This window comes from Lentzea albida (assembly GCF_900111005.1).
Taxonomy (GTDB): domain Bacteria; phylum Actinomycetota; class Actinomycetes; order Mycobacteriales; family Pseudonocardiaceae; genus Lentzea; species Lentzea albida.
This window is the reverse complement of sequence record NZ_FOFV01000027.1, coordinates 113,757-135,439: the sequence shown is the minus strand read 5'-3', so window position 1 is coordinate 135,439 and position 21,683 is coordinate 113,757. Positions and strand designations below refer to the sequence as shown.

General features: G+C 68.4%; 22 protein-coding genes and 1 pseudogene. 9 read left to right on the top strand and 14 right to left on the bottom strand.

Going from position 1 to position 21,683, the window contains the following annotated elements:
- Positions 1 to 348, bottom strand: a 348-nt coding sequence (locus tag BMY74_RS41350; RefSeq protein ID WP_177230197.1) for an HPF/RaiA family ribosome-associated protein, incomplete at its 3' end; no start/stop codon positions are given.
- A 483-nt stretch (positions 349 to 831) separates the two neighbouring features.
- Here BMY74_RS41350 and BMY74_RS41345 point away from each other — a divergent pair.
- The 4 genes from BMY74_RS41345 (at position 832) to BMY74_RS41335 (ending at position 3,368) form a co-directional block, all read left to right on the top strand.
- Positions 832 to 1,326, top strand: coding sequence for a DUF5994 family protein (locus tag BMY74_RS41345; RefSeq protein ID WP_089927070.1), 495 nt, complete (start codon positions 832 to 834; stop codon positions 1,324 to 1,326).
- 6 nt (positions 1,327 to 1,332) lie between these two features.
- Complete coding sequence (locus BMY74_RS45560) at positions 1,333 to 1,488, top strand: DUF6307 family protein (RefSeq protein WP_177230196.1); 156 nt, start codon at positions 1,333 to 1,335, stop codon at positions 1,486 to 1,488.
- Positions 1,489 to 1,642: 154 nt separating this feature from the next.
- Positions 1,643 to 2,803, top strand: a complete 1,161-nt coding sequence (locus tag BMY74_RS41340; RefSeq protein ID WP_245786683.1) for an AI-2E family transporter — start codon at positions 1,643 to 1,645, stop codon at positions 2,801 to 2,803.
- A 40-nt stretch (positions 2,804 to 2,843) separates the two neighbouring features.
- On the top strand, positions 2,844 to 3,368 hold the full coding sequence (locus tag BMY74_RS41335) for a fatty acid desaturase family protein (RefSeq protein ID WP_089927062.1): 525 nt from the start codon (positions 2,844 to 2,846) through the stop codon (positions 3,366 to 3,368).
- 96 nt (positions 3,369 to 3,464) lie between these two features.
- Here BMY74_RS41335 and BMY74_RS41330 read toward each other — a convergent pair whose 3' ends face one another.
- Positions 3,465 to 3,668, bottom strand: a complete 204-nt coding sequence (locus BMY74_RS41330) for a cold-shock protein (RefSeq protein ID WP_089927059.1) — start codon at positions 3,666 to 3,668, stop codon at positions 3,465 to 3,467.
- A 145-nt stretch (positions 3,669 to 3,813) separates the two neighbouring features.
- Positions 3,814 to 3,963, bottom strand: a complete 150-nt coding sequence (locus BMY74_RS45555) for a hypothetical protein (RefSeq protein ID WP_177230180.1) — start codon at positions 3,961 to 3,963, stop codon at positions 3,814 to 3,816.
- Between BMY74_RS45555 and BMY74_RS47090 the strand changes: the two are divergent.
- A pseudogene (locus BMY74_RS47090) lies at positions 3,925 to 4,193 on the top strand (LLM class flavin-dependent oxidoreductase); the annotation flags it as partial. The gene BMY74_RS45555 and the pseudogene BMY74_RS47090 overlap by 39 nt on opposite strands.
- A gap of 586 nt (positions 4,194 to 4,779) precedes the next feature.
- On the opposite strand, the gene BMY74_RS41320 reads toward BMY74_RS47090, so the two are convergent.
- Positions 4,780 to 5,715, bottom strand: coding sequence for a LysR family transcriptional regulator (locus BMY74_RS41320; RefSeq protein WP_089927056.1), 936 nt, complete (start codon positions 5,713 to 5,715; stop codon positions 4,780 to 4,782).
- A gap of 103 nt (positions 5,716 to 5,818) precedes the next feature.
- On the opposite strand from BMY74_RS41320, the gene BMY74_RS41315 reads away from it, so the two are divergent.
- Complete coding sequence (locus BMY74_RS41315; protein ID WP_089927053.1) at positions 5,819 to 6,973, top strand: acyl-CoA dehydrogenase family protein; 1,155 nt, start codon at positions 5,819 to 5,821, stop codon at positions 6,971 to 6,973.
- Positions 6,970 to 7,944: an aldolase/citrate lyase family protein gene (locus BMY74_RS41310; protein WP_089927050.1), complete on the top strand. Its 975-nt coding sequence runs from the start codon at positions 6,970 to 6,972 to the stop codon at positions 7,942 to 7,944. Before BMY74_RS41315 ends, BMY74_RS41310 begins: the two co-directional genes overlap by 4 nt.
- A gap of 140 nt (positions 7,945 to 8,084) precedes the next feature.
- On the opposite strand, the gene BMY74_RS41305 is transcribed toward BMY74_RS41310, so the two are convergent.
- A complete protein-coding gene (locus BMY74_RS41305) occupies positions 8,085 to 9,191 on the bottom strand; it encodes a hypothetical protein (RefSeq protein WP_218159928.1) in 1,107 nt (368 codons plus the stop codon).
- Positions 9,188 to 9,574, bottom strand: coding sequence for a hypothetical protein (locus BMY74_RS44560; RefSeq protein WP_143091932.1), 387 nt, complete (start codon positions 9,572 to 9,574; stop codon positions 9,188 to 9,190). Before BMY74_RS44560 ends, BMY74_RS41305 begins: the two co-directional genes overlap by 4 nt.
- 778 nt (positions 9,575 to 10,352) lie before the next feature.
- On the opposite strand from BMY74_RS44560, the gene BMY74_RS41300 reads away from it, so the two are divergent.
- Entirely contained in the window at positions 10,353 to 11,018 is a 666-nt protein-coding gene (locus BMY74_RS41300) for an NADPH-dependent F420 reductase (RefSeq protein ID WP_089927048.1), read from the top strand.
- A gap of 473 nt (positions 11,019 to 11,491) precedes the next feature.
- On the opposite strand, the gene BMY74_RS41295 is transcribed toward BMY74_RS41300, so the two are convergent.
- Both BMY74_RS41295 and BMY74_RS45550 read right to left on the bottom strand, forming a co-directional pair.
- Complete coding sequence (locus tag BMY74_RS41295; protein ID WP_089927046.1) at positions 11,492 to 12,334, bottom strand: alpha/beta fold hydrolase; 843 nt, start codon at positions 12,332 to 12,334, stop codon at positions 11,492 to 11,494.
- A 70-nt stretch (positions 12,335 to 12,404) separates the two neighbouring features.
- The gene (locus BMY74_RS45550; RefSeq protein ID WP_177230195.1) at positions 12,405 to 12,560 is read right to left on the bottom strand and encodes a hypothetical protein; all 156 of its coding nucleotides are present in this window, start codon (positions 12,558 to 12,560) and stop codon (positions 12,405 to 12,407) included.
- Positions 12,561 to 13,923: 1,363 nt separating this feature from the next.
- Between BMY74_RS45550 and BMY74_RS41285 the strand changes: the two genes are divergently transcribed.
- On the top strand, positions 13,924 to 14,790 hold the full coding sequence (locus BMY74_RS41285; protein ID WP_177230194.1) for a diacylglycerol/lipid kinase family protein: 867 nt from the start codon (positions 13,924 to 13,926) through the stop codon (positions 14,788 to 14,790).
- Positions 14,791 to 14,796: 6 nt separating this feature from the next.
- Here BMY74_RS41285 and BMY74_RS45875 read toward each other — a convergent pair whose 3' ends face one another.
- The 6 genes from BMY74_RS45875 to BMY74_RS45545 all read right to left on the bottom strand — a co-directional run bounded on the left by BMY74_RS45875 (position 14,797) and on the right by BMY74_RS45545 (position 21,661).
- A complete protein-coding gene (locus BMY74_RS45875) occupies positions 14,797 to 16,011 on the bottom strand; it encodes a cellulose binding domain-containing protein (protein WP_089927100.1) in 1,215 nt (404 codons plus the stop codon).
- Between the two features lie 131 nt (positions 16,012 to 16,142).
- Positions 16,143 to 17,771: a glycoside hydrolase family 43 protein gene (locus BMY74_RS41275; RefSeq protein WP_089927040.1), complete on the bottom strand. Its 1,629-nt coding sequence runs from the start codon at positions 17,769 to 17,771 to the stop codon at positions 16,143 to 16,145.
- Between the two features lie 25 nt (positions 17,772 to 17,796).
- Positions 17,797 to 18,645 (bottom strand): carbohydrate ABC transporter permease, encoded by an 849-nt coding sequence (locus tag BMY74_RS41270; RefSeq protein ID WP_089927037.1) that lies wholly within the window; start codon positions 18,643 to 18,645, stop codon positions 17,797 to 17,799.
- Positions 18,645 to 19,601 carry a carbohydrate ABC transporter permease gene (locus BMY74_RS41265; RefSeq protein ID WP_245786682.1) on the bottom strand — a complete coding sequence of 319 codons (957 nt, stop codon included), beginning with the start codon at positions 19,599 to 19,601 and terminating at the stop codon, positions 18,645 to 18,647. Before BMY74_RS41265 ends, BMY74_RS41270 begins: the two co-directional genes overlap by 1 nt.
- Positions 19,598 to 20,863 (bottom strand): extracellular solute-binding protein, encoded by a 1,266-nt coding sequence (locus BMY74_RS41260; RefSeq protein WP_089927035.1) that lies wholly within the window; start codon positions 20,861 to 20,863, stop codon positions 19,598 to 19,600. The genes BMY74_RS41265 and BMY74_RS41260 overlap by 4 nt, the downstream gene beginning before the upstream one ends.
- A gap of 654 nt (positions 20,864 to 21,517) precedes the next feature.
- Entirely contained in the window at positions 21,518 to 21,661 is a 144-nt protein-coding gene (locus BMY74_RS45545; RefSeq protein WP_177230193.1) for a hypothetical protein, read from the bottom strand.
- Between the last annotated feature and the right edge of the window lie 22 nt (positions 21,662 to 21,683).

Sequence of the window (21,683 nt, the reverse complement as noted above, 5' to 3'; positions counted from 1 at the left end):
TTCGGGCGGCGTCGGGACGGACCGCAGCGCGCGGTTGCTGCGCGGCTCGGTGCGGGTCTTGGTCTCGCCGACCTGACGGATCAGTTCGTCGCGGACCTCGTTGAGCGCCGCGGGAAGCTCTCGCTGGGACGAGGTGGCGACGAGGTGCAGCCGATGGCCGTGGTTGATCCAGCACTGCAGCATGACGCGCTGCTCGACGCCCTTGCGGTCTTTGAGGCTGATCTCCAGTTCGATCTCGTCGTCGCGGTAGGACCGCAGACGGGAACCGAGCGCGGCCAGGCGATCCACGACCCAGTCGCGTTCGGACGAGTGGAAGCCGGCGGCGAGGTGCAGTCGCTGCGCGATCACTGAAGCATCTTCGGGAGTTGCGTTCATGCGTTGTCGCTGACGGTGCTCACTGAAATCTCTCCTCACGACCAAGACGAACCACCTGCCCGACGAGCGAGCGGGAAGCCCCCCGGAGTCTCAAAGCGAAAAATGTCCGAAACAAATTCTCCCCACACACTACAGCACCTGCGCGCACCATCACCTGAAATTCACATGAGAATCCGGCGACAGCAACCTTTCGGCCGCCGAGCGACACAGCGCCGTCCCGGATACGCGCCAGAACAGGGCTTCTAACTGGAAAAACGGATGGATCGGCGGGTCGCCAGTGAATTTTCGCGGATGCCCACCGACGACACGAACAACGCGAAACTTTTCAGTCGATCACAACTGAAACGGTGTATGGTTGATTTTGTCGAGAACATCTCGCACCTGAGCGGTCAAGCTCAGGTCGTACTCGACGAAACCTGAACCGGCAGTTTTCTCTGGCCGAGACTGGAGTCCGGCATGACGCCGGTCCCTCACCGATCCACCGCCCCACCGGCCGCCGACGACGCTGACGAACAGCAGCCCCGGTCTCCGCTGCGACTGCGCCTGCGGCCGCAGGCGCCTGCCACGGGATACGTCGACGGCGCCTGGTGGCCACGTTCCCACGACCTCACCACCGAACTGCCCGCCCTGCTCGCAGTGCTGAACGTCCGGCTGGGTGAGATCCCCAGAGTGAACTACCACCTCAGCGACTGGGACACCGCGCCGCGCCGCATAGCCGCCGACGGCATCCGGGTCCGGCTCGACGGGTTCTGGACCAGGCCCGCCCACACCGTGGACCTGATCGCCTCAGACCGGCGCCGCCTCACCCTGCTGCTCGTTCCCCCCGACACGTCCTCAGCGGCCGCACATGAAGCGATGATGCGCGCCGCACACCGCGACAACACCGACACCGTCGCGGACCTGTTCTCCTCGACCGCCCTCCAGACCCGAGCACCACAGCCGAGAGAGTGAGAAGAGATGACAGCGTCGACCTACGTGTCCCTGTACGAGCGCAGGCTCAAGCTGGTTCAGGACACCCTGACCGATCATTCCGGGCTCAGCGCCGAATCCTCGCGAGCTCTCGCCGTGCACGTGCTGGGCGCGCTGGACCACATCCCCGAGCGCATCCGTTGATCGAGCAACGCACCTGAGCGGATCGCGAGCGTCTGGTGCCCCAGCCGAGTTCGTGCCCGGCGAGGCAGGGAGATCCGAGCAGCGACAGGCAGCAATCTGCCGACTCGCAGATGACCCCAGACCCCAGCGTCGGAAATCGACTCCGGAGGCGTTGGTGAGCACCGACCGCGGTGACGTGCCGCCCGAACGAAGCCCGGTTCCCGCTGCGCTGCGGGTCAGTGCGGCAGTGAGCTGGCGCTTTCTCCTCGTGGTCGCTGCGCTCTACGTCATCGGTGTCATCTTCAGCAGGCTGGCGGCGCTCGCCGTGCCGCTCGCGATCGCGTTGCTGCTGGCCGCGTTGCTCACACCGGCCGTCGGTTTCCTGATGGCACACCGGGTTCCCCGAGGTCTCGCCACCGCGCTGGTGCTGGTCGGCGGATTGCTCGCGCTCGGCGGGATGCTGGCGTTCGTCGTGGTGACCTTCGTCAACGGCCTGCCGGACCTGGCAGCGCAACTGGCCCGCAGCATCGACGCGATCTCCGGCTGGCTCGTCAACGGCCCGCCGCAGCTGAGCGAGACGCAGCTGCGCGACTTCGCCGGCCGGATCGCGAAAACCGCGCAGGACAACCAGTACGGCATCACGACGGGCGCCATCACCACCGCTGCGACGGTCGGTGGGGTTCTCGGCGAGATGCTGCTGGTGCTGTTCACGCTGGCGTTCCTCCTCTACGACGGTCCCCGGATCTGGCGGTTCCTCCTCCGCGTCGTTCCCGACGGACCCCGCAGGCGGGTCGACGTCGCGGGCAGGCGCAGCCTCGCCGCACTGGTGAGCTACGTCCGCGCCACCGGAGCGGTCGCGGTGGTGGACGCGATCGGCATCGGCATCGGACTGGCCGTGCTGCGCGTGCCCCTGGCGGTTCCGCTGGCGGCGCTGGTGTTCATCTGCGCGTTCGTTCCGATCTTCGGCGCGGTGGTGGCCGGTGCGGTCGCCGTGCTCATCGCACTCGTCGCCAACGGTCCGCTGACCGCGGTGATCGTCCTGATCATCGTCATCGCCGTGAACCAGCTGGAAAGCCACGTCCTGCAACCGTTCCTGCTGGGACGTGCGGTGAAGCTGCACCCGCTCGCGGTGGTGCTGGCCATCGCGGCAGGCCTGCTCGTCGCAGGCATCGCGGGCGCACTGCTCGCCGTCCCCCTGCTGGCGGTGCTCAACTCCGCGATCCGCTCCCTGCGCAGCGAAGCCGACGAACACGTGTCACCCGCCGACGTGCACACCAGCCAGCCAGAAGAGTCCGGACCGGACGAACCCGGCCTGGACACCGAAGCCGAGAAGTGAACCCCACAACGGCTCACCGCAGCCACCCCTGAGCAGGTACATGACCTCACCGCACGACGTCCTGACGAACACGGCTGACCGACCTCGCGGCAGTGACTTCGCCCGCCTCACCAAGGAGCTCAAGGCCGCCGGCCCGCTGAACCGCCGACGCGGCTGCTACCTGCTGCGGATGGCGGTCAACGCGCTGCTGCTCGGCGCGATCGCCGTGACATTGGTGATGCTGGATGACTCCTGGTGGCAACTGGTCACTGCAGCCGTCCTGGCCGTGGCCTCGACGCAACTGGCGTTCATCGGCCACGACGCCGGGCACCGGCAGATCTTCCGCAGCCACCGCCACAACAACATCGTCGGGTACCTGCACGGCAGCCTCACCGGCATCAGCTACCAGTGGTGGGTCGCCAAGCACAACCGCCACCACGCCAACCCCGACCACGAGGACCACGACCCGGTATCGAGATCCATGCCCTCGCCTTCAGTCACGCCCAGGCCGCTGCGCCACTCCTACGCCCAGGTACTGCGCCACCTGCACGACGCAGGAACAGCGCTACGCCACCCGGCACGGTGACGCCCCCGGCTCCACGAGGAAAGCCCGCCGGTTGGACCCAACCGGCGGGCTTTGGCGTTCGTCCACGCACACCGCTGTTCAGCGGCTGAGCAAGAACTAGGCGGGGACGACGTTGTCCGCCTGCGGGCCCTTCTGGCCCTGAGTGACCTCGAACGACACCTTCTGGCCCTCCTGGAGCTCGCGGAAGCCCTGGGCGGCGATGTTCGAGTAGTGGACGAACACGTCGGCGCCACCGCCGTCCTGCTCGATGAAGCCGAAGCCCTTTTCAGCGTTGAACCATTTGACGGTTCCGGTGGCCATGTGCGCTCCAAGCATGATTCGGCACCCGCACGATGCGGAGCCGGAGGTGATCCGTCATGGCCCGCGGAAACGCCGAACAGCAAAACGCCCGTGACACGTGATCACGGGCGACCGGTACTTCGGAACCATGACTGATGGCTCCACGCTACACCGGCTGCTCGGCGGTGGGTCCACCGCGCCAGACGGGCGCGAAGTCCGCTGCGGCGTGAACGACCATCGACTCCAGCAACGGGCCGTCGAAGATGGTGGCCATGGCAGCGGACCCGTCGGCCAGCGGCGGATGCGCGAACTGCACGACGGGCGCACCGACCGGTTGGAGGTGTCGCCCACCCTCTGGGCAGGCGTCGGCCTGGTCCGGGCGGTGCGGGCACCGCCCTGGTGGGCAGCCACGTCGAGGTGGCCGAGCGGATCGAGGAGCACCACGCGCTGGGCATCGACGAGTTCGTGCTGTCCGGACACCCGCACCTGGAGGAGGCCTACTGGTTCGGCGAGGGCGTGCTGCCACTCCTGCGGGCCAAGGGCTTGTGGAGCCACCCGGCCGCACCGACCGAGACGGCACCGATCGGCATACCGTTCGCACCCTCCCGGTGCCCCCGAGGTCCGCCCATCACCCGCTCGCCGAGCGGACGCCGGGTGCACGGCAGTGCTCGTCGGTGGTCAGGTCGGTCTGGGTGAGCACGCCCCCAGACCCGGTGCCGTCGACTTCGTCGGATGGCCCGCATCCGCGGCCGTGGTCCCGGCTCCGCACGCGCATCGCGGCCATCGCCCGATGCCGGCCCGGATCACGTCGGGCAACGGCTGCTCACCCTGGGCAGCGGTGTGCACCTCCCAAGACGGTGGTGCTTCACCGGCCTGACCTAGGCATCAAGCGGCTGCAGGTTCGTACTCGTTGTTCGAGCCGGTACCGCTCGACGAGTCGAACGCTGCGCGGTGGTCATGTCGTCGAAGGCGGCCTGAAGTCCACCCTTCCACGGCACGAGCAGACGGCCGGACACGTCGGCGCCGCTGAGGTCCTCGAGCGTCGCCACGTCGCGGCGTCAAGGCCGACCACGGCCGACCACGGCCGACCCTGTCACTTCGGGAAGTCCGCGATCAGTCGCCGTCAGTCCTGTCACCCCGGCTGGGCGACGACGTGGGCCGTCGGCCAGGCGCCGCTCTCGACCAGCCCGCGCATCAGCCGCACCACCTCGACGGCCACGGCCTCGACGGCGGGTGGTACCCGGTTCGCCCGTTGCAACGCGAGCACGATGGTGCGGGAGACGTCGGGCTCGGTCAGCGGGCCGCCGGTGAGTCGTTCGGTGACCACGTCCTCGGCGACGCTGGCGGCCGGGAGGACGGTCCACGTGTCCGTGGTGGCGACCAGTTTCTTCTGCACGAGCATCGAGTTGGTCTGGCACGTGACGGTGGGCTCGACGCCGGCGGCGTGCAGGGCTTGGTCGATGAGCGTGCGCAGGCCGTGCCCTTCGACCGGGAGGACGAGCCGGTGCTCGGCCAGTGAGGTCCACGGCACCGCGTCGGCGGCGAGGACCGTGCCGGGTGGTGCAACGGCCCACAGCGACTCGCGCAGCACCGGGGTGGTCGAGATCGACGGGGCCGGTGTCAGGCCGTACAGCAGGGTCAGGTCGACAGCGCCGTCGTGCAGCCACTGCTGCAGGTGGCCGGAGAAGGCGCTGAGCACGCGCAGGTCGATGCCGGGGTGCCGGCGTGCAACGGACTCCAGCAGTGGTGCGGCGAGGAGTTCGACGGTGCTTTCCAGCAGGCCCAGTGTGACGATGCCCTGGACGTGCTGCCGGTCCGGGCGGATCTCGGCTCGCGCGCGTTCCAGTTCGAGGAGGGCTCGGCGGGCGCGTTCGACGAGGATCTCGCCTGCCGGGGTGGGGGTCATGCCCTGAGGGGTGCGCTCGAACAGCGCGGCTCCGACCTCGTCCTCCAGCGCGCGGATGTACCGGCTGACCGCGGGCTGGACGACGTGCAGCAGGCGGGCCGCCTTCGTGACGCTGCCGGTGTCGCTGACCGTCACGAGGGCGGTCAGGTGTTTGAGGTCCATTCCATGCGGCTTTCGACTAGGGGTATCACGAATCAGCATTTCACAGCGCTTGCGATGACGAACGAGGATGGGGTTATCCGTCCTTCGGCTTCGAGAGGCCGCCATGTACGAGCTCAGCACTGAGGAGACAGCGATCGTCGAGGTCGTGGCCGACTGGGTCGACCACGAGGTCAGACCGGTGGTGCGCGAGCTCGAACACGCCAACACGTATCCGGAGGCGTTGATCGAGCAGATGAAGCGCATGGGCATCTTCGGACTCGCGATCCCCGAGCCGTGGAACGACGCCGGTGTCTCCGTTCCCTGCTACGCCGCGGTGACCGAGGAGCTCGCCCGCGGGTGGATGAGCCTCGCCGGGGCCGTGGGCGGGCACAGCGTGGTCGCGAAGCTCCTGCTCGAACACGGCACCCAGGAGCAGAAGGACCGCTACCTGCCCAGGATGGCCACCGGCGAGGTTCGGGCGACCATGGCGCTCACCGAGCCCGGCGGCGGGTCCGACCTGCAGGCGATGCGCACCGTGGCGCGGCGGGGCGATGACGGCTATGTGGTCAACGGCGCCAAGACGTGGATCACGAACGCACGGCGCTCCGACCTGGTGGCGTTGCTGTGCCTCACCGATCCGCAGGCGGAACCGAGGCACCGGGGCATGAGCATCCTTCTCGTCGAGAAGGGGCCCGGTTTCGAGGTGTCGCGCGACCTGCCGAAGCTGGGCTACAAGGGCGTCGAGAGCTGTGAACTGTCCTTCAGCGACTTCCGGGTGCCTTCCACCTCGCTGCTGGGTGAGGTGGAGGGGCACGGGTTCGCCCAGATGATGCGCGGGCTGGAGATCGGCCGCATCCAGGTGGCCGCGCGCGCACTGGGTGTCGGTGCGGCCGCGCTGGTGGACTCGGTGCGCTACAGCCAGGAGCGCGAGAGCTTCGGCCGGCCGATCTGGCAGCACCAGTCGGTCGGCAACCACCTCGCCGACATGGTGACCCAGCTGACGGCCGCGCGTCAGCTCGTCCAGTACGCCGCCCGCCGGTACGAGTCCGGCGAGCGGGCCGACATGGAGGCGGGCATGGCGAAGCTGTTCGCGTCGGAGGCGGCCATGAAGATCGCACTCGACGCGGTGCGCGTCCACGGCGGATACGGCTATTCCACGGAGTTCGACGTCGAGCGGTACTTCCGCGACGCGCCGCTGATGATCGTCGGTGAGGGCACCAACGAGATCCAGAAGAACGTCATCGCGCGCCAGCTCGTCAAGCGGAACCCGCTGCGATGACGGCCGGCATCGACGCGGTCACATGGCTGTTCGTGCCCGGCAACGCTCCGCACCGCTTCGCGAAGGCCGCAACCGCCGGCGCCGACGCCGTCATCGTCGACTGGGAGGACGCCGTCAGGCCGGAGAACAAGACCCTGGCCCGCGAGGAGACGTTGCGATGGCTGGGAAGTGGAGGTCGAGCGTGGGTCCGGGTCAACGCCGTGGACACCGACTGGTTCATCGGGGACATCGACGCCATCGCCGGCGCCAACGGTGTCCTGGGTGTGGTCCTGCCCAAGGCCGTGCCGGTCGAGATGTCGCTCCGGGACGTCGAGGACGCGGTGAGCGCGTTCGCGAACGCGGCCCGGCGAGCGGACGAGGCGGGCTACGAGGCGCTGGAACTGCAGGCGGCACACGGCTACCTGATCCACACGTTCCTGTCGCCGTTGTCGAATCGGCGCACGGACCGCTACGGCGGCTCACAGGAGAACCGGTTCCGGTTCCTGCTGGAGGTCGTCGACCGCGTCCGTGCGGTCTGGCCCTCCGGCAAAGCCCTGTTCGTCCGTCTGTCCTGTGTGGACGTGGAGTGGACGATCGACCAGACCGTCGACCTCGTGCGGGAGCTCCAGCGGCACGGCGTCGACTTGGTCGACTGCAGCTCGGGAGGCCTCACCGGCGTGCCGGCTCCCGGCACGGAACCCGGCTACGGCTACCAGGTGCCTTACGCGGAAGAGATCCGCCTGCGCACAGGCGTCGCCACGATGGCGGTCGGCTACATCGTCCACGCCGCACAGGCGCAGTCCATCATCGAGAGCGGTCAGGCAGATCTGGTCGCCCTCGGTCGCGAACTGCTGCACAACCCCCACTGGCCGATCGACGCCGCCCGCAAGTTGAACCTGACCGATCCTTACAGCCACGCTCCGGCACGCATCGCGCACTGGTTGAGGAAGCGCGACGAGAGCTTCCCGGATTTCACGCCGTCAACGGGATGACGTGCGAGCCTGCAGGTTCGGATCGCAGGTCGGAGTTGCGGACACGCCGCGAGGCCGGTTCAGCGGACGACTCCCGACACCGCAGGCGAAATCTTCCTGCAAGTCTCGACCACGCTGTTCGCCACAACTGGACTGCGCGTTCAGCTGATCGGGAAGCGCCCACCCTCAGCAGTGATGACCTTGGACGCAAGCGCTTCGAATTCGCGGCGAGTCCGTTTCCGGTGCCCACCGCTGGTGTCGCCGAGCAGCGACTCGGCAAGCTCGTCGAGGCCCCACGTGATCAGGGCTCCGTGCCGCGCGAGATAAAGCCCCACGGCACGGACGTGGTTGAGGTGGTTGGTGTCGAGCCACGCGTACAGCAGGATCTGCCACAGCCACCGCGAGACCTTGTCCGGGTCGGCCAGCGACATCACGGTCTTGACGTCGACCAGCAACGTCTCGCTGCTGGTGCCCACCAGCAGGTCTCCGTCGGCCCAGTTCGGCACGAACGTGGGGGCAGCGACTCCGAGAGGAACACCTGGTCCAGGATTGCCGGCTAGGCGCCGGAACTCGTCGAGCGCGGTGTTCCGGACCCGCCGGGTCAACTTGACCAGCTCGGTCACCGCCTGCTCGCTGGGCAGGGCACGCAGGTCCTCGGGACGGCCACCGATGCGCAGTACGCGAGCCAGTCGCTCATCGACCTCGCCGGAACGGTAGATGCCCTCGCACGCGGAGATCACCCAGGCCGAGCGTGCCAGCCCGGCCTCCGCACCGTCCGAGCCGAACTGCCCGACTGGGGCGTGCGCGGTCTGGTAGGCGCGGGTACGGGCGAGGAGATCGCGTAGCGCGACGCTTGCGGCCTGGTCCACGCCGCGGACGTCGCCGGTCCGACCCAGGTCGAGCCAGCCGTCCGGGGTACGGCGCAAGGACAATGCACGGGCGCGGTGTTCCGCCTCGAGCCTGTGGTGGCTCGGATATGCGGCGGCCTCCGCATGCGCCTGAGCGAACGACAGCCAACCGGCCCGGATCATGCCCAGCAGCGCACCGTAGGGCGGGGCGGGATCGACCAGGTCCGCCAAGCGTTGACCGAAAGCCCCTCCGATGTCGGCCCAGTGGCGTCTGTCAGGCCGTCCAGCAGGTCGGACCAGGCCTTTCTCGGCCGACTTGGCGGTGGCGACGACTTGACGGACGGCCTCAGGCGTGCCGGGGAACGTCACCGCGCACCAGCGGCCCAGCTCGCCGCGGTGCAGTTGGCTGGTCAGGCTCACCGATGCACCAACCCCGGCACTCCGACGTTGCTCGGCCTGTGCGGGTCGACGCCTGTGCGCAGCCTGGCACGCATCGTGCGTTTCTCAACGTGCCCGACCTTGGTCGTCCCATGGCCGGCCGCCACAGCCCGGTCGGCTGCACCAGCGCATCGGTCTCGACCTGGACGAGCGGGGCGAAGCCCCCGGCGCGGCGGGGTCGATCCGGTCATGCCGAACCGCACGGCGCACCCCTGCTGTCCAAGGCCGGGAGGTGCGGTCAGGCGGATGAACGGGTGCCGGCCCACAGCCAGGTCGGTGCTGGCGAGCGTGCCGGCGCGGTCGCTGAAGATCACCACGCCGAGCTTTTCAGCTGCCTGGTCCGAGATGACGATGGTGCGGCCCATCTCCTTGCGTTGCGCCTTTCTGCGTCTACGGCGAGATTGCCGCTGGTTCGAGCCTTTCCAAGGCGGTGGGTTGCTCCCGAGGACATCCTGAAGTCGAGGCTCAGGCTACAGCGGCGTGGTGTGCCCACACGGTGGTCTCGTCGCAAATCGCTCGAGTGGCGAGGCAGTCGTGAATGATGCCGAACCAGTTGGAAACATGGCGCAGTGCTGGGTGGTGCAAGCACCACGCGCGTTGGCAGAAGTTGGTGGACGCAGGCTTCAGCTGACGCACTCGGCGCTCTCACCGCTTGGTATCCGAACGGCGATGGCGTCGGCATCGCGTCGCGACGACGTGCGTTATGCAATTTGGCCGAGGCAACCAGGTCCGCAACTCGCTCGAGCAACTCGAACAAGTCCAAGCCGCGAGGCAGTCGCCGGTCGGTGACCTGTGGGGTGCCACAACTAGGCCTGGTGACCTGACCTGCACAGCAGCCCACCGCAGGTTGGTACTCGTTGATCAAGCCGCCGAGCACTCGCCGACGACGAACGGCGCCACTGCCTGATCCCGTGAGCGGGTGATCGGGTCGAGGTGGTGTGGCCCCGTTGTTCGTGGTGAACGAGGAGCCGGAAGGACCGGGGCGGTTGTTCCAGGATTCGCAGTCAGGAACCGTCAGGAGGCGTCTCGGCGGCGATCGCCACCCGACAGCGGCCTCACAGCGAAGATCGTGGAATCGGTGTGCCACACGTCACCGTGGCCGCAGGCCGGAATCAGGTGAGGGGCGCCGAGGTTCCGGATGACATGACGACGATTGGCATCATCGGCAGTGGCAACATCGGAAGCACCGTCGCGCGGCTGGCGGTGGCTGCCGGGCACGACGTGGTGTTGAGCAACTCGCGTGGCCCGCACACCCTTCAGGACCTCGTGTCCGAGCTGGGGCCGAAGGCGCGCGCCGCGACTGCGGCGGAGGCGGCCGCGGCCGGCGACGTCGTGGTGGTGACGGTGCCGCTGCGGGCGTACCGGGACGTTCCGGTGGAGCCGCTGGCGGGCAAGGTGGTCATCGACACCAACAACTACTACCCGGACCGCGACGGCGTCTTCGAAGAACTGGAAGACGGCTCCACCACCACCGGTGAGCTGCTGCAGAAGCACCTGCCGCAAGCGCACGTGGTGAAGGGCTTCAACAACATCTGGGCCGGACACCTGGGTGACCTGTCCCGTCCGGCGGGGAGCGCGGACCGGTCGGCGCTCCCGATCGCCGGTGACGACGAGGCCGCGAAGCAGGCGGTCACCGAGCTCTTCGACAGCCTCGGCTACGACACCGTGGACGCCGGACCGCTCGCCGAGAACTGGCGCACCCAGCGGGACACCCCCGTGTACGTGAGTCCTTACGGCGCTTACGGGCAACTCCCCGGTACCCAGGCGAGCACGCAGGTCGTCCGCGAGGCGCTCGCCGCGGCGAAGTGACGGTCCGCGGGTCGATCCGGTGACGGCTCTCCCGTTCTCCTTGGAGCTCACCGCGTCCTCCAGGTGATCGTGGTGCCGGGAATCTCGGTGATTCCCGGCACGAGGAGAGGATGCGGTCAGCCAAGCGTTCAGATACCAAGGGCATCCCAGGATGCCCAGGTCACGTCCGGCCTGCGCCGAGTGTCGTCGACCAGGCCGTCCTTGCCTCGTGCGAATGCATCCACGGACCTGTCCCTGATGACGACAGCGCCCTGTTCGGCATGCGCGTCCCGGCCGACGCAACGCCGGACGACCAGTGGTACACCGGCCAACCGGCCGTCACTCCTCAGTGGACCGCGCGCCGCAGGTGTGATGAGACCGATCTCCAGTACGCCCGCAGTCCCGCTGCGAATGGAAGCGGTGCACCCGTTGCGCCACTTGGGTGGGCGACGTTCTCGTTCCGCCGCTCGATCTCGTTCGCAGGTTGCCGCCGCTCACGCCGACGATTCGTTCTGAAGGAAGTCGACCACCGCCGTGCGGAAGTCGGGGCTGCTGCCGACGATCGTGTGATCGCCTGCGACGAGCACGAGGCGGGCGTCCGGGATCGCGTCCGCGAGCACTTCGGGCCGGGCAGCGAGTGGGTCCTCATCGCCCGCGATGACGAGCGTCCGCGCGGTGATGCGCGCGAGGTCGACTCCTCTTGTGTGCACCGCCCGTGCCTGCGCCGCCAGGGACGGGAGGTCCGCGCCCACCGTCTGCGCGAATGTGCGCATACCGGCGACCTCCGGCGGGAGAGAGCCGAGGTCGTCGGCGAGCAATGCGTCCGCGAGTACGTCGCTGGGCAACACCCGCGTGTCCACCCCGCCGACCTCGACGACCCCGGCGCCGACACCGCCGACGACCAGCTTGCGCACCTTCGGTTCCTCCGCCACGACGAGCAACGAGATGATGGATCCCATCGAGTAGCCGACAAGATCCACCTCGTGCACGCCGAGGAGATCGATCACCGCGCGCAGGTCCATTGCCATGCGCGGTTCACCGTAGCGGCGGGGATCCGGGGACTTCTGCGACTGGCCGTGGCCGCGGGCGTCGACTCCGACCACCGTCCGCCCCGCCGCGGTCAGTGCCGTCACGGTGCCACTGCCGGCCCAGTCCACCATCGTGTTCGCCGTGAATCCGTGCTGCAGGACGACCGGGACGGGGTGTGCCCGGACCCCGGGATCGGGTTCCCAGCGGTGGTACGCGATCTCCGTTCCGTCGTCCACGACGAGCACGGCCGTCCGCGGTTGCGGGGCCGCGGCGAGACCAGCCCTCAGGTCGAGCACGGGATCAGTCATCAAGGACCTCGGAGAACTTGCCGTGACAGCAGGGGACGGATCTACGAGTCATCGGCTCGGCGATCTCGCATCAACCACTGATCACGCCGCTGCCGATGCCGCACGTGGCGGTGTTGCGGAAGAAACGGGCGAACACCGTGCGCCAGACCTGTGCGCGCCGAAAGCTGCATCCCAGTTTGTCAGGCGGCGCGGTGATACTCGCGGATGACTCTCCCATGACGGTCACGTCGATCGACGGTGAGGTGTTCGATCTGACAGGTTCGAGAGTCTGCGGTCGGGCGCTGAAGGGTGCTGCGGCGGCGAGTGACCGGTGGGTGCGGTGTCCGTTGTGGCGCCACCCGTATTCGCAGCACGCGGCGTGAGTGGGTCTGATTCCAGGTTGCGGACAGCCTGTGTCGGCGGGCGGTGTCAGCATCGACGAGGTGTCGCGACGTTCAGCCGTCTTCAAGACCATGATCTACCGGCACTGGCCGTCACGGGCTGCGCTGCTGATCGAGGCGTGCTCGACGATCGGGTCGGCGCCCAGGTTCCGACACGGGCAGCTTCGGCGGGGATCTCGTCCAGAATCAGGCCGATCTGCTGCAGCGTTGTGTGAGGACGAGCAGCACCACAACGACCACTGCACCATCGATGGTCTGTGGAACCGGCTCAGATCGAACGCTTCGCCACGGACCGGCTCGATTTCTCGGCGAAGCGCCTTGACCCGCATGGATGCGGTTCTCCGCACGCACGAGCCCGCGGGTCGCCATCTCGGTGGTCACTGGGGCCGGCGACGATGTAGCTGTCGATGCCGTTGCGCAGCTAGTGGTGACATGGGCGCCCGCCCGTCAGGTCAGTTCGCCGCGAAAGTTCTCACACCCGATCAACAGATCCTGGCGACGAAAGATCGAATCGTGTCGACTGCCAAGGCCGTCACGAGACGAACCACGTCGTTCGTGGCTCTTCAACGCCGCCGGCCAGTGTTCAGCCGTGCACCCCGCCGGTGTCCGGACTGGCGGGAGCGACGTCCACGACCAGTTTCCGGCGAACCGTGTCCGCTGTCAGGTCGGGACGGCGGAACGGGGATCCAGCCGATGTTGTGCGCGGGGTCGAGGATCTCGCATCGGATCGCCACCGCACGGCGGAACGGACACGCGGAGCACGGCGCGGAATCGAAGTAGGGCACGACAACTGCGACTTCGAGCGGCTCCGCTCGAGATGTCTCCCCGTGGCAGTCGATGCCCGTTCTTCGGGGTCGAGCGCCACCGAACACGTCCTCGTAGTCGGGAAGAACCGACTCGTCGCGCGGCACTGGCCCTCCAGGAATTCCGGGACGGCGCCATTCGCCGGACGCGGACTTCGCGTCCAGTGGCCTGACCGGGTGCCGGAGCGCTGTGGCGCAACGGTCCCCCACGTCGGCGGGAGACCCCTGCCCCTGCAGGGTGTCCGGCCGCGCCGGTCACGCGGGCGGCGGACCGGCCCGGCCGGGTTCACAGTGCTTTGCGTGTCACGTCCGCGTGTGCGTTCGCCTGTCGCAGGGCATCCGGTCCGGTGTCGACTTCGTGAAGGCGGTTCGGGTGGATCTTGGGCGTGACGGGCTTCGTGTGGCGGTGGTCGTTCATCCGGGCGCTGTGGTGGACCACTCCGGGTTGCGGGACCTGGTGTCCCGTACCGCTCAGGACCGCGGCTGGTGCGAGCCGCGGTGGTTCGAGACCACCCGTGAGGATGCCGGGACGGGCGTGACGGCACTCGCCCTGCGCGACCACCCGCGGCTGGTTCTGGCGTGCGGTGGAGACGGCACGGTGAACGCGGTGGCCGCCGGGCTCGCGCACACCGGGGTGGCGATGGGAATCGTGCCGATCGGCACGGGGAACCTGGTGGCCCAGAACCTGGGAATCGGCAGTGGGGTGCGGGACGCCGTCACGTCGGCTTTCGACGGGGCGGACCGCCGCGTCGACATGGGTTTGCTGGACGGACGCCCGTTCGTCGGCATGGGCGGGATCGGTCTGGACGCGGAGATGGTCCGCGACACCTCGCCCGGGATGAAGCGCCTCCTGGGGTGGCCCGCATATCTACCAGCGGTCCTCAGGGGTCTGAGGTCGGGTGCCAGCCGGGTGCGTGTCCGGTTGGACGACGGCCACTGGCTGACCCGCCGCGTCCTCGGGGCGGTCGTGGGCAACGTGGGCGCCTTGCAGGGCGGGGTTTCCCTCCTACCGGAGGCAGATCCCGCCGATGGGCTGCTGGACCTGGCGTTGCTGCACGACGTGAACGCCAGGGGCTGGCTGGTCACGGCGGGTCGCCTGATCGGTTCCCGCCGGGTGGACGGGCCGGCGGTGGAGCGGTTCCGGTTCCGGCGCTTGGAGTTGCGCAGCAGTCGCACCAAGCCGTTCGAGGTCGACGGAGAAGTCTGCGGGACGACCAGGTCGCTGAAGGTCGAGGTGAACCCCGCGGCCCTGGTCGTCAAGATGCCGGCGTGAACCCGGTCAGAAGTTCTTCTTCGAGACGGTCCAGGGATACCTGGACGCGAGCCCGGACGGATCCAGGACGTACGAGCGGGCCGCTCGGTTGCCGTTGAGCACCATGTCGAGGAACTGCACCACGGTGGTCATGCCCTCGGTCATCTGGCTGCCGGTGATGAAGCCGACATGCCCCGCTTGGGGGTGCACGGCGAGCACGGCCGGCACGGTGACCAAGTCGTAGTTGGCCCGCGTGTTGTCGTTGGCGACGTCGGACGGCCCGCCGGCCATGAACAGGACCGGCGAGTGGAGCCGGGCGAGTTCGGCGCGGGAGTACCCGAAGGAGCCGTCCGCGAAGAACCCGCTGTCCAGCGACACCACTGCGGACACCCGGCTGTCCTGAGCGGCCACCAGGGCCTCCAGCCCGCCGCAGGAGTGTCCCGCGGCGGCGACCTTCGTCAGGTCGAGCCGCTGGGACAGCGGCGCCCCGGACCGGTTCTGCTCCCGCTCCGCCCACGTGATCGCACCGGTCAGCAAGGAGGGGATCGGAGAGCCGCTCGGCACACCGTTCGGCGAACCGTCCACCGAACCGGTGTCCACCACGACGACGCCTTTCGACGCGATGAACGTCAACGCCCTGGTGACCTCGCTGTTGTTCGTGTGCGCGCAGGCGCCGTTCCCGAACACCAGCACCGGCATCGGCGCTCCCACCGCCTGCGGGTTCGCCGGGCGGAACACGGTGTAGCGGTTGTCGCCGTAGGCGGCCTCCCGGCTGACCGGGAAGTTGTTGTCCACCAGGGCACCGCCTCCCGGCGGGGGTTCCGTCACCGAGCCGGTGCAGACCACGCCGTTGAGCGTGAACGCCGCCGGAACGGTCGAGGCGGTGCCGGACGTGGCGTTGAAGCCGAAGGAAACCGTGCCCCCGGTGGCGACGGAACCGTTCCACGGCGCGTTGGTCACCGACACCCGAGCGCCCGTTTGGGCCGCGGAACCGTTCCACAGCTGGGTGATCCGCTCGTCCCCGGCGAACGTCCACGCCACCTGCCAGCCGTTGACGGGACTGCCGAGGTTCGTCACCGTCACGGCCGCGCCGAACCCGCCCTGCCACTGCGAACTGATCGCGTAGTCGACCCGGCATCCGCCAGCGGAGGCCGTCGCTGACACCGCGCCGCCCGGGATCAGCGCGGTGGTCAGGGCCATCGCAGCCGCCAACGCCACCGCGGGCCGGACACGGGGAACCATCGTGAGCACAGTGATCTCCTCATTGAGAACCGGAAGAACGCGAATGGTCTGGGAGCGCTCCCAATCTCCTTCGGACTCTGGGCTCATGGCGTCACGCCCGTCAAGGTATATGTCTGCTAAAATTCGGGGTTTCACCCGATCAGGGCAGACGCGTTCCGCGACGTGCCGAACAGGGGCGGCGTGGTCGGCCACAGATCCGTCGTCAGGGAACGACCGGGTGCGTCGTCGAGCGGGCCGTGGTCGAACCAGTCGAACCACGCGGTGCCCTCGGTGACGTACATGCCGATCACCCGGCCGGTGAAGCCGGTGGCGACCTCCGTGGACAGGTACCTGCCGTCGAGCTCGGCCAGAGGCTCGGGGTCCGTGCCGACGTGGAAGGCGACGAAGTCGGGTGCGGCGACGTGCAGGCCCGACAGCCTTTCCTCCCCCACCGACCACTTCCGGGCCGACCTGGTGGTGATCACCAGGACCACCGGGCCCGCCGGCACGGCGCGGGTGGCCACGACCTGGCGCAGGGGTCCGATGCGGGCGATCACGCTCGCCTGTCCGCCGGCCACCTCCAGGTCGTAGTGGTGGCCGGCGGACAGGCGCACCGACAGGCCGGCGCGACCGGTGCCGTGGTCCAGCAGCACCGCGGTCCGGCTCTCGGCGTGCTGCTGGCGGCGGCCGACGAAGGTGCAGCCCGGCCGGTCCAGCGTGCCGCCGGTGGCGTGCAGGGCGAGCCACCCCTGCCGCTCGGTCAGCGACCACGAGCCGTCCGGGCGTGACCGCGGCGAGATCAGCCGGGGCTCCGGCTCCGGCGCGTCGAAGTCGTCGCGCTGCGGTGCCGGTTCCTGCGGTCGCAGGGCGCCCGGTGCCCGCTCCCGCAGGTTGACGGGTCCGACGCGTGGCCAGCCGTCCTCCCACTGGACGGGAGTGAGGAACGTTTCCCGGCCGAGGACGTGGAACTTGGGGCTGTACCCGGCTGGGCGAGTGGCGAGAAGGACCATCCACCACTCGCCGTCCGGCGTGGTGACCAGGTCGGCGTGGCCGGTGCTCTGGACCGGGTGGGCGGTGCCGCGGTGCGACAGGATCGGGTTGGCCGGCGCCGACTCCCACGGGCCGCGCGGCGAACGGGCGCGCGCTATGGCCACGGTGTGGCCGCGTTCGGTTCCGCCCTCGGCGATCAGCAGGTACCACCACCCGCCGACGCGGTACAGGTGGGGAGCCTCCGGCCACTGCAGCCCGGTGCCCGCCCAGGCGGGGAACGGGTCCTCGAGCACCTTCCCGCTCCCGGGGTCGACGCGGGCGATCTGCACGCCGGTGAAGGTGGGGCCGTGGGCTCCGGCGAAGGCGCACCAGCAGGTGCCGTCGTCGTCCCAGGCCAGGTCGGGGTCGATGCCGGGCAGGTCCAGCCACACCGGGTCCGACCAGGGGCCTTCCGGCCGGTCGGCGGTGACGAGGAAGTTGCCGCCCTGCGAGACGTTCGTGGTGATCATCCAGAACCTGCCGTCGTGGTGCCGGATCGTGGGGGCGTAGATGCCGTCGGACGCCATCGCGTCGGCCGGCAGCGGCAACTGCGCCGGGCGGTCGAGGACGTTGCCGATCTGCCGCCAGTGCACCAGGTCGCGGCTGTGGAAGATCGGCACGCCCGGGAAGTACTCGAAGCTGGAGCACACCAGGTAGTAGTCCTCGCCGACCCGGCACACGCTGGGGTCGGGGTGGAACCCGGGGATCACGGGGTTGTCGTGGAACGACGCGCCGGAGGTCGGTGAGTTCATGGGTTTTCCTTGGTGTGCGGGGGTTTCAGCCCTTGAAGGCGCCTTCGAGGATTCCGGCGACCATGCGGCGGCCGACCAGGACGAACAGCAGGACCAGCGGAACGGTGGCCAGGAACGAGCCGGACATGGCCAGACCGAGGTCGACGTCGTAGCTGTTCTGCAGCGCCTTGATGGCGATCTGGGCGGTGTAGCGCTCGGGCGACTTGAGCACGATGAACGGCCACAGGAAGTCGTTCCACGCGGTGACGAACCCGAACAGGCCCAGGACGAACGCGGCCGGCCGCACTATCGGGAACGCGATGCGCCAGAACACCTGCCAGGTGCTCGCGCCGTCGATGCGGGCCGCCTGCATCAGCTCGTCGCTGATCGTGGCCGAGATGTGCTGGCGCATCCAGAAGATGCCGAACGCACTCGCCAGGCCGGGCACGATGAGCGCCTGCAGCGTGTCGACCCAGCCCAGCTCGGACATGATCAGGTACTGCGGGATGACCGAGAGCTGCGTCGGCACCGTCATCGTCAGCACCACCACCAGGAACAGCGCGTTGCGGCCGGGGAATCGCAGCTTGGCGAACGCGAACCCGGCCAGCGCGCACAGCACCGCCTGGCCCGCCCCGATCGCGGTGGCCACCGCCAGGCTGTTGAGCAGCGACTGGACGAACGGCACCGTGTCCACGACCAGGCCCGCGAGGTGGAGGAAGTTGCCGCCGGGCAGGACCTCCGGCGGCATCCGCGTCGCGGTCGCGGTGTCCGTCGTGGCCACGATGAACATCCAGTACAGCGGGAACAGGCACACGACGGTGGCGACGCCCAGCAGCAGGTAGGTCCACCACCGGACCCGGTCGAGGCGCCGGTGGCGCGACGTGGTGGTCGTCATCAGTCCGCCTTGATCCGGGTGGACAGCAGGTAGTTGAGCGCGGCGATCGCCACGACCATGACGAACAGCGCGACACCGACCGCCGATCCGTAGCCGAACTCGAACTGCCCGAAGCCCTGTTCGTAGAGGAACAGCGTCAGCGTCTGGCACTGCCGCACCGCCCCGCACGTGAGTGGCGCGCCCGTGGCGATCAGCAGCGGCTCGGTGAAGATCTGCAGGCCGCCGATGGTCGAGGTGACCACGGTGAAGATGATCACCGGGCGCAGCGACGGCACAGAGATGTGGCGGAAGCGCTGCCACGGTCCCGCGCCGTCGATGGCCGCCGCCTCGAACACCGAGCGGGGCAACGACTGGAGCGACGCCAGGTAGAGCAACGTGGTGTAGCCGAACCACCGCCACGTCACCATGGTCGCGATCAGCAGGTGACTGCCCCAAGTGGACTGCACGAAGTCCACCGGCTCCACGCCGACCAGCCCGAGCAGCCAGTTCAGCAGGCCGTAGTCGCGGTCGAACAGCTGCACGAACACGATCGCCGTGGCCGCCACCGAAGTGACGTACGGGACCAGCACCGACATCCGGAAGAACAACGCGAAGCGCAGCCGGGCGTGGTTGAGCACGTGCGCCAGCACCAAGGCGAGCAGCAGTTGCGGCACGGTGGACAGCGCCCAGATGCTCACCGTGTTGCCGGCGGCGTTCCAGAACCGCGGATCGCCGAACATCCGGGTGAAGTTGTCGAACCCGATGAACACCTGGTCGCCGATGGGGTTCCAGTCGAACAGGGCCACGTAGAACGTGAAGGCGAACGGGAACAGCCCGAACACCCCGAAGACCACGAAGAACGGGGCGATGTAGGCGTACGCCGACAGGCGCTCGCCCACACCCTTGATCTTCCTGGCACCGGGCTGAGGTGGCGCGGCCCTGGACGCCCGGGAGAGCGTGGCGGTCACGTCGGTCACTCGCCGATGGCGTTCTTGATGGCGCGCAACGCGTCGTCCCACGCCGTCGCCGGGTTACCGCCGCTCTGCTCGACGTTGGTGATGGCGTTGAGGAACTCCTGACCGATGGCCGCGCTGTCGGGGCCGATGTAGAACGGCTTGAGGCCGAGCAGCGATTCGGTGTAGATCTTGCCGGTCGGCGCGTCGGAGAAGAACGGGTCCTTCGCGTCGGTGAGCTTCGAGTCCTGGTAGACCGAGGGCGTGGAGGGCAGCGCGCCGACCCGGTTGAAGTGCTCCAACTGGCCCTGGGGCGACTGCATCTCCTTGATGTAGTCCCAGGCCGCCTGCGGGTTCTTCGCGCGCTTGGGGATGGCGAGGTAGCTGCCGCCCCAGTTGCCGGAGCCGCCGGGGATCTTCGCGATGTCCCACTTGCCCTTGGTGTCGGGGGCGGTGCTGCGGATGCTGTTGAGCATCCACGACGGCGCGGACACTGCCGCGTACTGGCCCTGCGCCATGCCCGCGCTCCACGCGCTCTCGAACGAGGACTGGCCGGAGGTGATCCCGGCGGTCGCCGCCTTGATGCCGAGGTCGAACGCGGCCTTCACCTGAGGGTTGGTGCTGTAGACCAGCTTGCGGTCCTCGCTGTAGTACTTCTCCGAGACCTGGTTGACCGCTTGGTAGAACACGCTGGTGGCCGCGTTGTCGGTGAACGCCTTGCCGGTGGTCTGCTTGTAGCGCTTGCCCGTTTCGATGAACGCGTCCCAGGACGGCCACAGCGCGCTCACCGCCGCCCGGTCGGTGGGCAGCCCGGCGGCGGCGAACAGGTCGGTCCTGTACGCCACGGCCATCCCGCCCACGTCCGTGGGCACGCCCAGCACCTCGCCGTCCTTGGCGACGCTCTGCCGCCACACCCAGTCCAGGTAGTCGCCCTTGACCTCGTCGGCGCCCAACGTCCGCAGGTCCACGAAGTTCTGCGGCTGCTCCACGAACTGCGGCAGGTTGTCGCCCTGGATGAGCACCAGGTCCGGCACCTTGCCGCCGGCCAGCGCCGTGGTGAGCGACTGGGCGGTCTCCGTGGAGGTGCCCACCTCGGTCAGTTTGATCTCGACGTCCGGGCGCTTCGCCTTGTACGCCTCGACGGTCAGCTTCTGGTTGATGGCGGAGAACGACCAGAACTCGAAGGACTTGCCGTCACCTCCCCCGCCACCTCCGGTGCCGGGCGTGCAGGCGGTGAGGAGGGCCAGGACCGCAGCGGCGAGGAGCAGGGGTGAACGGAGTTTCACGATGCTTCTCCAAGTGTGCGAGAACAAGCGGCACCACCACCGCGCGGTGGCCATCGCAAGCAGGCGATCGCATGAATCGGGTCGAGCTTTTGCCGCACCGTGCGGTCGAAACTTCTTACCCTCGACTCCGATTGTTAACGCTCACGACAGTAAGCTGCATCACACATGGTCGTCAAGAACCGTTGCAACACATGGAATCGGCTGATCAGCAAGTGTGTGGTGCAGTGGACTTTCGAAACATCCTTTGTGAACGCGAACTATCCGAGGGTTTCGAAAAGTTTCGAATCGACCAGGACACCGATCCGCCGCATGTCGGGATGCAGGTCCTTCCCGTTGTCCTGTCCGAGTGGAATCTCGCGATCAGTTTGCACGCGCGCGACGCCGAAACGCACCCGCCTCTCGTGAAAGATCCACAGTGTGGGTCACGGGGGGTCGACGAAGCATGTGGAGAGCTTCTTCACGGCGCCGCGAGCCGTGTTGAGATCCGGCACTCGGCACGAATGATTCGCCTTTCGAGAAATCTCCCCGGCCTGGAACAGGTGGGGTTCGCACTCCGCCCGCTGACCCGTCGCACCTTGGTCTTCACCGCGGTGGTCGCCCTCACCACGTGCGGCTCGATCGATGCACAGCCTTCACCGCCGCAGGCAGCGAAGATCACAACTGCCGGGTTCCCCGCTTTCGCGGGTTCAGCTCCATTCGTTCGATGTGGACGGTCGGTCCGCGCGGTTCGGTCGACATGAGGTACCACCACCGGGCGATGGCGTAGAGGAAGACCAGCAGGTCGACGGGGTCGATCATGAACGCCGAGGCGTCCTGCGTG